Source organism: Halorussus sp. MSC15.2, from assembly GCF_010747475.1.
Classification (GTDB): Archaea; Halobacteriota; Halobacteria; order Halobacteriales; family Haladaptataceae; genus Halorussus.
In genome coordinates this window covers 587,169-601,251 of sequence record NZ_VSLZ01000002.1, presented here as the reverse complement: position 1 = coordinate 601,251, position 14,083 = coordinate 587,169, and the positions used below count along the sequence as shown (strand labels likewise).

Here is a 14,083-nt window from a genome sequence, read left to right as displayed (position 1 = left end):
CCTGCCGAGAGGCGGGCAAAGTTGTGATTCCATACCATGAGCACCCAACCACCAGTCAACGGAGCGAAGCTGACGATACCGAACGTGGACATCGACGGCGACGGCACGCCCGAGGAGGGCGTCTTCGTGATGCGCGACGTGGAGATAGACTTCAGCGTCCGCACCGAGTTCGTCGTCGGCGGACAGGGAAGTAAAGCCAACACCGCGCTCGCGGGCCTGCTCGACGCGGGCGAATCGACCCGAAAGGGAATCCACCTCGACGCCGGGACCGGCGACCACGTGGTCGATATCTCGTTCTCGGGGTGGCGCGGGTCCGACGAGCAGTGGGGCAACACCGGCAACGCGTCCACGCTCACGCCGGGCGACGCGACCGGTGAGGACCCAGTGACCCAGATGCAGATGCTCGACCGCTACCTCTCGGCCGGTCGAGTAGACAGCACCAACCCCGCGCGACTGGAGGTCGGCCAGTACACCGCGGGTGGCGTCTGGGACACGTCGGCGCTCGGAGAGGACCACCTCGACGTGGTCGTGAAGGGACCCGAGAACGCCTACGCGACCGACCGCCCCTCGACCTACGACGGGTCTCTTACCTGCGTCGAGACGGCCGACCTCACGCGACCCCTCGACGCGAAGCGACGAAACGACTACTGAGACGCACACCACCACACACATGACAGATAGAAAACTCTACACGCTCACGATACCGGCGGATAGCCAGACGAGTGCCCGAACGAAAACCAAGCGAAACACGAGCAAACAGGGCGTCCTCGATGAAGACGTCGGAGTCGTCGAATCGCTCTCGACGGACCCCGACCGGCGACAGGTCCGGGGGCAGTACCGCGGCGTCCGGGCCGAACTCATGGCGACCGAACTCGCCGAACTCTTCGAGGCCAGTCAGTTCGAAGCGGTCGGCTACGCGGCCGCGGACGGGTCGACCCCAGTCGACGGCTACTACACGCCCGAGACCCTCGACGTGCGGCGACTCGACCCGCGAGAAGGCGGAGTGGTCGCCTTCAAGGGCGCGATGTCGAGGGCGGGGACCCGCGAGTCTCACCGACGCGCAGTCGAGACCGCGGTCGTACAGGTCGAGAACGACTTCGGCAACGAGCAGACCGCTTCCATCGGGATTCCGGCGAAAGCGACCGACGTTCGATGGTTCGACCGCGAGACCGGGCAGACCGAACCCGTCTCGACGGTCGAAACCCGAGCGGCTGAACACGGAGACGTGAACGTCGTTGGCGGCCGCAATACTCCGTTCGACGACGCGACGCTCGTCTACGACCTTCCGTACGCGGACGAAGGGAAAGCAGACGTCGTTATCTGGGACGACCACAGTCGAGCGAAGTACGACGGAGACGCCCTCAACACGTGGCAGCGAGCCTTCTCGACCGCCCACGAGTTCTCCGGCGTGCCGGTCGTGGACAACAGTCTGGTTCGGGTCCACCTCGACGCGTCGGCGGGTCTCTCGGTCGAGTCGTGGGACTCCTCGACGTCGTCGTGGTCGAGCGTGGCGCTGGGGACTTCGAATTGGAGTTTCGACGCGTGGGATATCACGCGGATTAGTCCGACGCGCGTCACCGTACAGTGCCGGTTCGTCAACTCCTCATCGTCGAGTTCCCCCTTCCACTTGGACATGAGCGTGAAGCGGGGCTGGCAGTGGCCGCAGTGGACCGTCCCAACGGGCGAGACACCGCCGACCCCGAGCGGATTGCAGGACCTGCTGTCGCCCGTCGCGGACGGTCAGGACTACCAGCCGCAGAGCGAGCAGGGACTCATCGCTCGCGAGGAGGTGCGTGCCTGATGGTTCAGTGGAGCGATAGCTTCGAGAACGAATCAGACGGTAACGACGTCCCCAGCGGCTGGACTGAACTAAACGGCGCGGACGGCCTCGTCGCTAATGAAAGCTCCTACGACGGCTCCATCTCCTACAACCTGAGCGCTATCGACAGTTTGAGCCATTCACAAGGCGCGGATGAATTCACGCCCGGGTTTCAGACGTCGACGTTCTCAGCAGGCGGCTACACGACAGTCCGGTGGGCGTACCGGGAAGTCTCGAACGGCCAGGGCGGCGTCGGCTGCTGGGCGACCGACAGCGACGGCAACATCTCATTCGCAGTTGGGACGACAAACCCAGACGTAGTCTACCGCGACGGCGGGACGGAGGTCCAGCTCGCATCCGGCAATTACGAAGTCTGGTATCCGGTTGAAGTTACTATCGACTGGGGCAATTCGACGTACAGCGTCGATTGGAACAACGGCGGCGCGACCGCCACCGGCATCGCGTTTGAGAACAGTGCCGCGTCAGAAATCACGACGCTTCATGTTGGGGCGTTCGGCTCCGACATGAACGAGAATCTGGACAACTGGCAGGACGATTTCTATCTTGGAGGGGCGCTGGAGGCGCCCAGTAGTCTGTCCACATCGCAGACTCAGACCGGCGGGGAGACCTACTCGACGTGGACGGACAACTCCAGTCAAGAGACGGGGTTCAATATCTATCGGAGTACGTCGTCTGGGTCGAGTCTCTCGGACTACACGCTCGTCGACAGCGTCGGCGCGGACGTGGCTGAATACAGGGACACTGGCTTGTCGGAGGACCAGACGTACTATTACCGGGTGACGGCGGCTACTGACGCGACTGAGTCCCAGCCGTCGAACGAGGGGTCCGCGACGACCAGCGTCAATGCTCCATCGAACATCCAACAGTCCATCGACTCCCCGACCGCGGCCACCATCACGTTCCAGGATAACTCCAGCGTTGAGGCTCACCACCGGCTGGAGAAGTCCGTCGACGGTGGCGCATGGGCCTACGTCACCGACATCCCCGCAGGGACGACGAGCTACCAGGCCACGATATCGAAGTCTGCGGACACCTTCCAGTGGCGTCTCCGCGCTGAAACCTCCGGTGGCAACAAGTCGACGTGGGCGACCTCCGCCACGGTCTCGACCAACGGGTCCGGCCTCACCTCGACGGTGGTCTCCGGGACTGAAGTCGACCTCTCGTGGGATTCGAACCGCGACGCAGACGAGTACCACGTCTACCGCGCTGAAGCGTCGAGCACGTCTCTGTCCGACTACACCCGCATAGCGACGCCCACCGCTGGCACCACGACGTACTCGGACACGCGCTTGGAGAACGGCGAAGAGTACCACTGGCGGGTCGCACCCGTATATGGCGGCGCTGAGGACGAGCCTTCGGGTGACGACGTCGCCATCACCCAACTCCCCGCGCCCACGCTAGACTCGCTCGACGCCAGCACCGAAGACCAAATCACGGTCAACTATACTCTTGCCGACAACTCGACGGATGGTACTGTGGAGATTTGTCGGTCGGCGGATGGCACCCTCGGGTCGAACATCGCCACCATCTCCGACCTCTCGCAAACGAGCTACACCGACACCGGCATCGACGACGGCGAGCAATACCACTACACGGTTCGGCGGCGGACCGACCACATGTCGGCGGACTCCAGCCAATCGTCCGCGACGACGGTCTTGCCCGCGCCGGCGCTCCACAGCGTCTCGGTGAGCGGCGACCAGTTCGACCTCGCTATCACGGACAACTCGGACAACGAGGACAAGTTCGTCATCCACGTCGCTCACGACGGCGGCACGTGGGTCGAGGACAAGACCGTCGCCGCTGGAACGACTTCGATGAGTACCACCAGCCTACTCGACGGCGAACAGTACGACGTCCGCGTCGGTGCACGAACTGAGGACGCGGTCTCTTGGTCGGCAGCTCAGACGGCGACGACCGTCCTGCCGGACGTCTCCGCGCCATCGCTGGATAACGGTATCGAAGACGAAATCGGCGTGTCCTGGGGCGACGTCATCGACAACGGTGACTACCGCGTCGAGTATCGGGAGTCCTCGGCGTCGACGTGGACCGCGCACACGACAGTCTCGCAGTCCACGACATCCACGACCATCACCGGCCTCGAAGATGGCGAAGAGTACGACGTCAGGCTCAGAGCTGAAACCGAGCACGTTACGGGCGCTTGGACGGCCACAAAAAGCATCGTCACAAACTTCCCCTCGCCGAAAAATCCGTCAGCGTCGCTATCCTCGACGAACCCACGAACCGCTATCGACTACTCGTTCACAGATAACGCCGACAATGAAGACGGCGTCCGTGTCGAACGTCAACGGAAGTTCGACTACGGCTGGGGACCGTGGCAGGTCGTCGAGGACCTCGCTCCGAACACGACTTCAGGAACGGACGACACCTGCAGTCCGGGGAACACCTACCGCTACCGGTTCGAGGCCTACACGGAAGACGCCTCAAACACGAGCGGGGCAACGAATTCGGTAACGACCGACGCCACCTCAGAGACGCGTGAGGCGACAGGGGCGTCAGGATGGACCGTCGAAATCGAGCACCCGAGTGGGCAGACGCTTCGGCCCCGACTTCTCGACGACCCCCGGTTCACGCCCGCCCTGAACGACTATCCGCGGGTGGAGATTCCCGTCCCTCGTGACGAGAAGTGGCAGGCGCAAGCGTTCGAGGAGGCCTCCCTGAGTGTGTGGCAGGACGGCCAGATTCTCCCCATCGACCAACTCATCAACGTCCGGATGGAGGAGGGGCGGACTGTCCTTGAAGGTAGGGGCGGGAGTGAGCTTCAGGACCGCGTGCAGGCTGAATACGACGATACTCCGGCCCACATTGCTGCCGATAACCTAATTACGAATCAGACGAGTTACACCGCGAACGTCGATAATCCAGCATCGAAAACAAAAGGGGATACGCAGATGCAGTCCGCAGATACTGACAGTGAGTTCGACTCGGTAATCTCTCGGACGGCGTCTGACCCCTATCAGAATGTGAACGGCGGCGTCGAGGCCTACCAGTCATGCTGGCCTATTCAGAGTGTTGATGGATCATACACTGGAGATTACTACCAGGACTCGACTCATTTCTCTAGCAATGCGTACGACGACAAGGGCGAGGCAATCAGACTCCGCGGGGAAGGTGACTACGTCGAAGTTACGTTTACCCCCGATTACGACATCCCGTCGTCTAACATCTTCGTACGTCTCGGCAATCCGAATAAAATCATCGACGATGGACACGCAATATCGGTCCAAATCGACGGTACGGAGGTCTTCGGTACCGTAAAGGGCTTCGGATTAACCAACAACATGACGTGGCTCGACGGGTCGTACTCCACGACGCTCTCCGCCGGGACCCAATATACAGTCAGAATTGGAATCGTGGAAAAGGGGACGGCGACCGACGACGTGTATGTCGATATTCTCGGCGCAGCCGACGATCGTTTCACGTACAATTACGACAACACCATAGACAGCAACTACGCACTCGCCGGGCCGGAAACGTATCCGGATGGGGCGGAAGTTGTGTTCGACGGAGTCGAGACTGCCTACCAAGTAACGGGCGGTAAAATTACTGCCGACTACAATCGTGTTTCTGGGAATCAAGCAGTTGCGATTCGGAACGATACGGCCGGGTCGTGGTCGTCGAGTTCGAACACGGAGTCGTTTTCGACGCCGTTCGAGTCGGTTGGCACTGCGATACAGTGGCGGGGGACGGTCGGCCGGGACGGTAGCCGGTCGGGCGTGACACCGACACAGGGATTCCAGTCACAACGAATCGAGTCGTTCACCCTCTATGCGGACTTAGAGGATACGCCGATACTGGACGGTCAGAAGCACGATGGTGAACTCCGCAAAGTGTTGAATCAGATTGCGGACTACGGGAACTTCATCTGGGAACTCCAGCGCAATCAGAACGGGTGGCGGGTAGAGTGGACCGAACCCGGACAGCGGACGGCAACTGGTGATGACAGCTTAATTTCGTACTCAGTGACGAAAAAATCTGGCAGTCAGTACGACAAAGCGGTTATCAAGGGTGCTGCCCAACCCGTCCAGAGCGAGGAGTTCAGTGCGCCGAGTTTCGATACGTGGGTCAATCTCGCAAAATCCGGGTTCGTTCCAGGAACGGATATCGTTCGAAATCCGTCGACGGGGACGGTCTACACGGTTCAAGAGGACTACAAACTGGACCGCCAGAACGGCCAAATCAAACTCGTGTCGGGTTCGAACGGCGGGAGTACGAGTACGGACACGACGTACGAAATCGACTACAAGTTTAAAACAGAAGGGTCGTATACGGCGTCCTCCGCCGGTTCGGACCCGAACACGGTCGTACGAACTGTGTCTGGGTTGACGACGAATCAGGCGTGCAAGAACGCGGCACTCTACCTCGTCCAGCGAGTTCAAGAACCGTTGTGGGAGGCGACAGTGACGGTGCCGAAAACCGAGGCTAGCCGGTCGCTCGTCGACGACCTCCTACTTGAGGACTTGCCAACGCAAGGAGAGCGGATGGAGGTTCAGGAAATCGAGCAGACGCCCAAACAGGTGATGTTGAAGTTGGGAAGTCGGCAGTCGCTGGGTGAGACCATCAACGACCTGCAATCCCGACTCTCCAGCGTGAGCGACCGCGTGTAACTGCTGTCGGCACTGACTTGCCGACCGACGCTCCGGTCGAAGTGAAGTCGGTCTCGAACGGACCGCGCCAGATTACGGTTGAGGCCGGAAATCGCCAGACGATGGGCGAAGTAGTCGAGCGACTCCGCAAGCGCGTCAATCGAGTCTCCCGGCGGTCGTAGCGGTCGGTACCCGACCGTACCGCTACATTTGTCTTCCGTTCACGAACGTATCCTTCATAGAAGACTTTTCGGAACTTCTCGAAGGACCTCCGTCAATGACGACCGCGAGGACCGACTACGCGACGACGGTCTGTGCGCTGACGGAGACGTACCTCGAACGAGTCACCGACACGACGTCGGCCCTTCCCGACGCCGTCACCGCTTACGAGACCAACCCGGAAGCGTTCGAAGCTGCCGTCGAGCGAGTCGCGACGCGGGAATCGGCCTGCGACGACGCGCTCCGAGAACTCCGGACCGTCGTCCGAGACGCGATGCCGCCGAACTACACGGAGATGTACCTCCGAATCGACGACGTGGCCCGACTCTACGCCGCTATCGACGCGATACCGAACCGCGCCGAGCGCTTCGTCCGAGAACTCGACGCGATGGGACCGACGCTGGCCGACGACCTCCGTGCGACGCTCCGCGAGATGGCGGTGCTGACCGTCGAGGCGTCGGCGATACTGGCGGACGTCGTGACGGCCTACGTCGAGAGTCTCGTCGCCGAGCGCGAGGCGGTCCGAGCGACGGAGTCCGTCGAGAAACTGGCCGAACTGGAGAGCGAGTGCGACGAACTGAAACACGAGGCCCTCTCGGTGGCGTTCGACATGCTCCCCACCGCCGAGGCGCTGGTGGTCAGGGAGTTAGTCTCGACGCTGGACACCGCGATGGACGCCGTGGAGGACGCCGGCGACCAACTGCTGTTTCTGAGTAGCGGAAGCGTTTGAGCGGTCAAAGAGTCTACTTCACTCGGTTTCGAGGTCTCCACTTACTCAAAGGATGTACTCGGTTAGTCCATCTCCTCGGCAGATTCTTCGTCGCGGGTCAGAGTCGCGACTGAGAAAATGGGGTTGCCGGACGCAGAGTAACTGACGCAAAAACGAAAGGTGTTCGGCGGTTAGAAGCTAACTTCGGACTCGCCGATGACTGCCGTCTTGTCGCTACCGGAAGCGGTCCAGATAACTTTCACAGTTTGTCCGTCTTCGATTTTGGCGTCTGCATCGTCGTAGATTGAAATACTACTTCCTGCAGTAAGTTTTCCGGACCATCCGGACTGCTCGGCGAATCCATTTCCACCCTTGATTCCGTTTTCGTCCCACGCAGTTACGTCATCCACAGTAATCTTCAATTGACTACTTTCGACACCATCTCCACCATCGTGGGTGACGTTGACGTAGTCAGCTGTACTACCAGCTTGGTCACTTGCGTTGTTTGCGTAATCAAATGTGAACTGTGCAGTGGGTTGAGCCTGGCTCACTCGGTCACCGAGACCGAGAACGAACGTACCGATAACGGCGGCGAGGATAACGGTGATTGCGACCATCAGAATGACGCCGATAACCGGTGAGACGGCACGCTCTTCGTCACCGCCAACGAACGATTCTAAGGCGTTTTTCAGGTCCATCGTTAGTACGAGACCTCGGATTCACCGATAACGGCGGTCTTGTCACTGCCGGAGGCAGACCAGATTATTTTGACCGTTTGCCCGTCACCAATGTTACTGTCGTCGTACACCTTGAGGGCCGAACCCGCAGTTATCTTGTTTCCAGACCACTCGTCCACTTCCCGACCCGTAGTCGTGTAGCTGGGAGTCCAGACTTCATCACCGCCGACGTCCATCTTCAACTGGTCTCCTTCGACACCTTCGCCACCATCGTGGGTGACGTTGACCCAGTTATGCCCTTCAGCTTGGCTGTACTCGAAGGAAAATTGAGCGTTAGGCTGTGCTTCGCTCACTCGGTCACCGAGACCGAGAACGAATGTTCCAATCACGGCCGCGAGAATCACCGTAATCGCCACCATCAGGATGACGCCGATGACCGGCGACACTGCGCCGTCGTCTTCGAAGAGTGCTTTGAGGTTCATGTGTTCGTATTTCTCCGTTTTCCGGCACGTTATCATCCCTGAGAAGCGGCCGGATACTTTATCAGAGCCGACGAACAAGGAACATTCGTCGGCGGGGGAGCGCCAAAGCCGCCCCAGTCCGGCAATTCTCTATCGATGATACGTGCTTAATTGCCTCGTTCACAGTCGCCCTATATAAATACTTCCTTACTTGAAAACAGGATTATAGAATTTGATACGCCGAGATAAGTTACAAGTAGATTTCATTATAACGCTACCGATTGTATGAACGTTCAAATTTAAGACTGCGCGTGCCCTTCTCGAAACTGATGAGCCAGCAAGTCTCTCCCGAGGCACTTCGGTCGGCGCTCCAGTCGCTGGCCGCGCGTCTCGGGAAGACCCCCACCGTCGTCGATATGCACGAGGAGGGTGAGTTCTCGCCGGAGCGGTATCAGGAGGTCTTCGGGGGATGGAACGAGGCCTTGGAGGACGCCGGACTCGACCCCGAGGAGATGGGGAGCAAGCGCATCCCCGACCGAGAACTGCTGGCCGAACTCCAGCGACTCTACACCGAACTGGGGACGCCGCCGACCCAGCGCGACATGACCGAGCGGGGGGAGTACTCCAACCGGACCTACCAACTCCGATTCGGCAGTTGGTCGAACGCGCTACAGGAGGCGATGCTCGACACCAACGACGGTATCTCGGAGTCCGAACTCCTCCGAGAGATAGAACGCCTCGCCGACGAACTCGGCCGCGCGCCCAAGGCCGCGGAGATGGACGACCACGGCGAGTACGCCCCCGTGACCTACCACCGGCGCTTCGGGTCGTGGCGACAGGCGCTCACGGAGGCCGACCTCGACGGCGACCGACGGTACGTCTCGGAAGACGACCTGCTCGCGGCCCTCCGCGAACTCGCCGACGAACTCGGCGAACCGCCGACGACCGAAGACGTGCGCGAACACGGGTCGTACTCGCTACGGACCTACTACGACCGCTTCGACTCTTTCTCCGCCGCGCGCGAACGGGCGTTCGACGACTTCGAGGAGTGATTCGCCGACGAGCGTACGACGAGTGCTTCACCCCGAAAACTCGCTGTAGGAGATAGCTCCCTGTTCGACGATGGCCTGCTCGGCGGGCACGTCGCCGTCCGGCGGGTCGCCCTCCACGTCGCCGGGTTCACCGCAGACGATTCGCGCTATCATGCCGAGCGCCTTGTGCGGGATGCAGAAGTAGTCGTACGTCCCCGTGACCTCGAAGGTGTAACTGAACGACGCGCCCGCGGAGGTCAGAATACCGCTGTTCCACGGTTCGGCCTGTTCGGGAATCCGAGTGACGTCGGCGGAGTCGAGGCTCTGGGCATAGGCGGTCGAGGAGTGTGCGCCCGACTCGATGACCCACTCTACGGTGTCACCGGACTCCACGAACAGTCCGATGGGGTCGAAGTAGTACTCGCTCCCCTCGGTGACCATCTGGACCGTCTCGGTCGCGCCGCCCTGCGTCTCCTGTTCGGTCGCGGTTTCGCCTCCCGCAGTCGTCTCTGCCTCCGAACCACCACCGGCAGTCGTCCCCGTTCCGTCTGCCAACTCGGTCTCGGTACCGCCCGTCGGAGCGTTACAACCCGCGAGTCCGCCCACCCCGACGGCGCTCACCGCGCTCAAGAACGTTCGCCGTCTCATGGCCCTCGATACGGGTCCGAGGCGGAATAAGCGCACGGCCGACCGCACCGGAGAATCGGTCCTGACGGCACTACTTACCGAACTTCGATGGAGACGGCACCGCGCTCGCGGTCGGCGCGTTCGACCAGTCGGTCGATTCGGTCGTCCATCTCCGGGTGGGTCGAGAGCAGGCGCGTCAGCGCGCCCTCCTCGTCGCCGCTGACGTAGAGCGGCGACGCCATCTCCCAGCGAGGCTTCGTCGCCCGCTGAATCTTCCGGAGCGCGCGAGCGAGCGAGAGCGGGTCGCCGGTGACCTCGGCCGCCCGTTCGTCGGCCGCGAACTCGCGTCTGCGCGAGTGCGCGAGCAGCACGAGCGTGAGCGCGACGAACCCCACCATTACGACCCGCGCGACCCGGCGGCGGAGCGCCGCGACCGGCGCGAGCGGGTCGGACGGCGGCCGTCCCCGAATCCAGTCGAACGCGCGGCGCAGGCCGGTCCCGACGAGGACGACGGGGAGCGCGAGCGCGACGACGACCCAGACGAGCGACTGCCCGGCGCTGTAGCCGAGCGTCTGGACGAGGCTGTCGCGACTCTCGAGGTGTGCGAGTTCGTGGGCCAGCAATCCCTCGATTTCGTCGGCGGTCAGCAGGTGGAACAGCGAGCGGTCGAGGACGACCGCGCCGCCCCGGACCCCGGCGAGGGCCATCGCGTTGGGCGCGCCGATGCGACCGACCAGCAGGCGGGGTCGGCCCGCGTCCATCCGCTCGGCGAGTCTGTCGAGTCTGTCGTGGACCGCCGGTGCCCGACTCCTCGGAACGTCGGTCGCTTCGACCTGCGAGAGGAGTCGAATCGTCCCGAACCGATAACTGAGGTAACTCAGGAGGAGCGCGAGTCCGGTGGTCCAGAGGACCACCTCCAGCAGGTCAGAACGCGCTAACCAGACCGCGGCCAGCAGTCGGTAGCCGAGGTACGCGGCGCTCGCGTAGACGGCGAGCAGGGCGACGCCGACGAAGACCATCAGGGCGCGGATACCGACTCGGCGCATGGGTGAGAGTTAGGTCGGCAGGCGCAAGGAGATGACGGTCTCGACGGCGTGCGGTGACTGACAGAAGGCAAAGCTATTGTATCGTGGTCGCCCGTATTCCTATATAATGGCTACTGAGCAGCGCGAACGGGGGTTCGACCACACCTCGGTCGAACCGAAGTGGCAACGCGAGTGGGACGAGGCCGACGTGTTCCGCATCGAGGACTCGGCCGAGGACCCCGAGTACGTCCTCGCCATGTTCCCCTACACGTCCGGGAACCTCCACATGGGCCACGTCCGGAACTACACCATCACCGACGCCTACGCCCGCTTCGAGCGACTCCGCGGCGAGAACGTCCTCCACCCGATGGGATGGGACTCGTTCGGTCTCCCCGCCGAGAACGCCGCCGAGGAGCGCGACACCAACCCCCGCGACTGGACCATGAAGTGCATCGAGTCGATGAAGGAGCAACTGCAGGCGATGGGCTTCGGCTACGACTGGGAGCGCGAGGTCACGACCTGCGACCCCGACTACTACAAGTGGAACCAGTGGCTGTTCAAGCGGTTCCGCGACGAGGACCTGCTGGAGCGCCAGAGCGCCGAACTCAACTGGTGTCCCTCCTGCGAGACCGTCCTCGCCGACGAACAGGTCGAGGGCGAGGCGGAACTCTGCTGGCGGTGTGACACGCCCATCGAACAGCGCGAGATGGACCAGTGGTTCTTCACCATCACCGACTACGCCGACGAACTGCTGGCGGCGCTGGACGACCTCGACGGGTGGCCCGCCAACGTCCGGGAGATGCAGCGCAACTGGATTGGCCGCCAAGAGGGCGACACCGTGGCGTTCGAGATTCCGGGCCACGGCGAGGTGGACATCTTCACGACCCGACTCGACACGATTCACGGCGCGACGTTCTTCTCGCTCGCGCCCGGCCACCCCGTCGCCCAAGAGATAGCCGAGGAGAACGAGGAGGTCGCCGAGTACATCCACGAGGCCGAACACGCCGACGAGGACGACCTCGACGTGACCTCCGGCGTCTTCACCTGCGAGTACGCCGTCAACCCCGCCACCGGCGACGAGATTCCGGTGTACGTCGCCGACTACGTGCTGACCGACGTGGGCACGGGCGCGCTGTACGCGGTGCCCGCCCACGACGAACGGGACCACGAGTTCGCCGAGGCCCACGACATCCCCATCCGACAGGTCGTGGAACCGGCCCCGGACGCCGAGACCGACCCCGAGGACGTGGACGTGCAGGAGGAGGCCTACACCCCCGACGGGGTGCTGGTCAACAGCGGCGAGTTCGACGGCCTGACCAGCGAGGCGGCCCGCGAGCGGTTCGTCGAGGAGTTCGACGGCGAACACCGCACCGAGTACAACCTCCGGGACTGGGGCATCTCGCGCCAGCGCTACTGGGGGACGCCCATCCCGATGATTCGCTGTGACGACTGCGGCTACGTCCCCGTGCCCGACGAGGACCTGCCCGTCGAACTGCCCGAGTTCGTCCACACCACGGGCAACCCGCTGGACGCCGCCGAGGAGTGGAAGCACGTGGAGTGTCCCGACTGCGGCGGCGACGCGGTGCGCGAGACCGACACGATGGACACGTTCGTGGACTCGTCGTGGTACTTCCTGCGCTACGTCTCACCGGACCTCGACGACGCCCCCTTCGACACCGAGCGAGCGAGCGACTGGATGCCCGTGGACCAGTACGTCGGCGGCATCGAACACGCCGTGATGCACCTGCTGTACGCCCGGTTCTTCACGAAGGTGCTGGACGACATCGACCTGCTGGACGGCGTGCGCGAACCGTTCACCGACCTGACCAATCAGGGGATGGTGCTGGGCGAGGACGGCAACAAGATGTCCAAGAGCAAGGGCAACGGCGTCTCGCCCGAGCGCATCATCGAGGAGTACGGCGCGGACACCGCTCGCCTGTTCATCATGGAGGCCGCCCAACCCGAGAAGGAGTTCGCGTGGAGTCCCAAGGGCGTCCAGTCGGCCCACAGGTTCCTCCAGAACGTCTATACGCTGGCCGACGAGTTCGCCGACGGCGAGGTCGCGGCGACTGACGGTTCCGCGTCCGACGAGTCCGACGAGGCGGTCTCGGAGTACGTCGCCCGCGAAATCGACGCGACGGTCGCCGCCGCGACCGAGGAGTTCGAGTCGTTCCGGTTCAACCACGCGCTGCAGGCCGTCCGCGAGATGGTCTCGCTGCTGCGTCGGTATCGGGAGTACACCGTCCCCGACGAGGACACCTTCGAGCGCGGACTGGTGGCGGCGGTGAAGATTCTCTCGCCGGTCGCGCCCCACGTCGCCGAGGAGGTCTGGGACCGGCTGGGCCGCGAAGGACTCGTGGCCGAGGCCGAGTGGCCCGCCGCCGACGCGCCCGAGGACTACGACGTGGAGCGTCGCCTCGTGGAGAACACCCGCGAGGACGTGCGCGACATCGTCGAGACCGTCGGTATCGAGGACCCCGAGACAATCACGCTGGCCGTCGCGCCCGAGTGGAAGCACCGCGCCCACGAGGTCGCCATGAACGCCGACGGCAACGTCGTCGGAACGGTCATGGGCGACGAGCAACTGCGCGAAGTCGGCGAGGACGCGGCCGACTTCGCCAAGGACCTCGCCGCTCAGTCGGAGGCGCTGGACGAGCAACTCCCGCCCGAGCGCGAACGCGCCGCCCTCGAACGCGCCGCGTGGCTCCTCGAACGCGAGTTCGGGGCCGATGTCGTCGTGCGGAGCGCCGACGAGGCGACCCGGACCTCGCGGGCAAGGCCGAACCCGGCCGTCCCGCCATCGACATCGCGGAGTAGTCCGGACCGGAGCGCGCCTGACCGGAGCGACACCACCGCCGAGGCCGCCCGGTCTTCTCTCACCCCGTTCGTT

At 63.0% G+C, this 14,083-nt stretch carries 10 protein-coding genes and 1 pseudogene; 7 read left to right on the top strand and 4 right to left on the bottom strand.

Annotated features, from left to right (window positions below; genetic code table 11):
• Positions 1–36: 36 nt before the first annotated feature.
• The 5 genes from FXF75_RS10145 to FXF75_RS10125 all read left to right on the top strand — a co-directional run bounded on the left by FXF75_RS10145 (position 37) and on the right by FXF75_RS10125 (position 7,393).
• Positions 37–651 (top strand): hypothetical protein, encoded by a 615-nt coding sequence (locus tag FXF75_RS10145; protein WP_163521751.1) that lies wholly within the window; start codon positions 37–39, stop codon positions 649–651.
• A 19-nt stretch (positions 652–670) separates the two neighbouring features.
• A complete protein-coding gene (locus FXF75_RS10140; protein ID WP_163521750.1) occupies positions 671–1,801 on the top strand; it encodes a hypothetical protein in 1,131 nt (376 codons plus the stop codon).
• Positions 1,801–6,465: a fibronectin type III domain-containing protein gene (locus FXF75_RS10135; RefSeq protein WP_163521749.1), complete on the top strand. Its 4,665-nt coding sequence runs from the start codon at positions 1,801–1,803 to the stop codon at positions 6,463–6,465. Before FXF75_RS10140 ends, FXF75_RS10135 begins: the two co-directional genes overlap by 1 nt.
• Before the next feature lie 17 nt (positions 6,466–6,482).
• Positions 6,483–6,626 (top strand): hypothetical protein, encoded by a 144-nt coding sequence (locus FXF75_RS10130; protein WP_163521748.1) that lies wholly within the window; start codon positions 6,483–6,485, stop codon positions 6,624–6,626.
• Between the two features lie 95 nt (positions 6,627–6,721).
• The gene (locus tag FXF75_RS10125) at positions 6,722–7,393 is read left to right on the top strand and encodes a DUF47 domain-containing protein (RefSeq protein ID WP_163521747.1); all 672 of its coding nucleotides are present in this window, start codon (positions 6,722–6,724) and stop codon (positions 7,391–7,393) included.
• Between the two features lie 170 nt (positions 7,394–7,563).
• On the opposite strand, the gene FXF75_RS10120 is transcribed toward FXF75_RS10125, so the two are convergent.
• Positions 7,564–8,070 (bottom strand): type IV pilin, encoded by a 507-nt coding sequence (locus FXF75_RS10120; RefSeq protein WP_163521746.1) that lies wholly within the window; start codon positions 8,068–8,070, stop codon positions 7,564–7,566.
• Between the two features lie 2 nt (positions 8,071–8,072).
• A complete protein-coding gene (locus FXF75_RS10115; protein WP_163521745.1) occupies positions 8,073–8,531 on the bottom strand; it encodes a type IV pilin in 459 nt (152 codons plus the stop codon).
• A 308-nt stretch (positions 8,532–8,839) separates the two neighbouring features.
• Between FXF75_RS10115 and FXF75_RS10110 the strand changes: the two genes are divergently transcribed.
• Positions 8,840–9,562: a homing endonuclease associated repeat-containing protein gene (locus tag FXF75_RS10110; RefSeq protein ID WP_163521744.1), complete on the top strand. Its 723-nt coding sequence runs from the start codon at positions 8,840–8,842 to the stop codon at positions 9,560–9,562.
• Between the two features lie 27 nt (positions 9,563–9,589).
• Here the strand turns inward: FXF75_RS10110 and FXF75_RS10105 are convergent, their stop codons facing one another.
• A complete protein-coding gene (locus FXF75_RS10105) occupies positions 9,590–10,189 on the bottom strand; it encodes a plastocyanin/azurin family copper-binding protein (RefSeq protein WP_163521743.1) in 600 nt (199 codons plus the stop codon).
• 74 nt (positions 10,190–10,263) lie between these two features.
• Complete coding sequence (locus FXF75_RS10100) at positions 10,264–11,214, bottom strand: M48 family metallopeptidase (protein WP_240334599.1); 951 nt, start codon at positions 11,212–11,214, stop codon at positions 10,264–10,266.
• A gap of 106 nt (positions 11,215–11,320) precedes the next feature.
• Between FXF75_RS10100 and leuS the strand changes: the two are divergent.
• Positions 11,321–14,010 (top strand): annotated as a pseudogene (gene leuS / locus FXF75_RS10095) (leucine--tRNA ligase).
• The last annotated feature ends 73 nt before the right edge of the window (positions 14,011–14,083 follow it).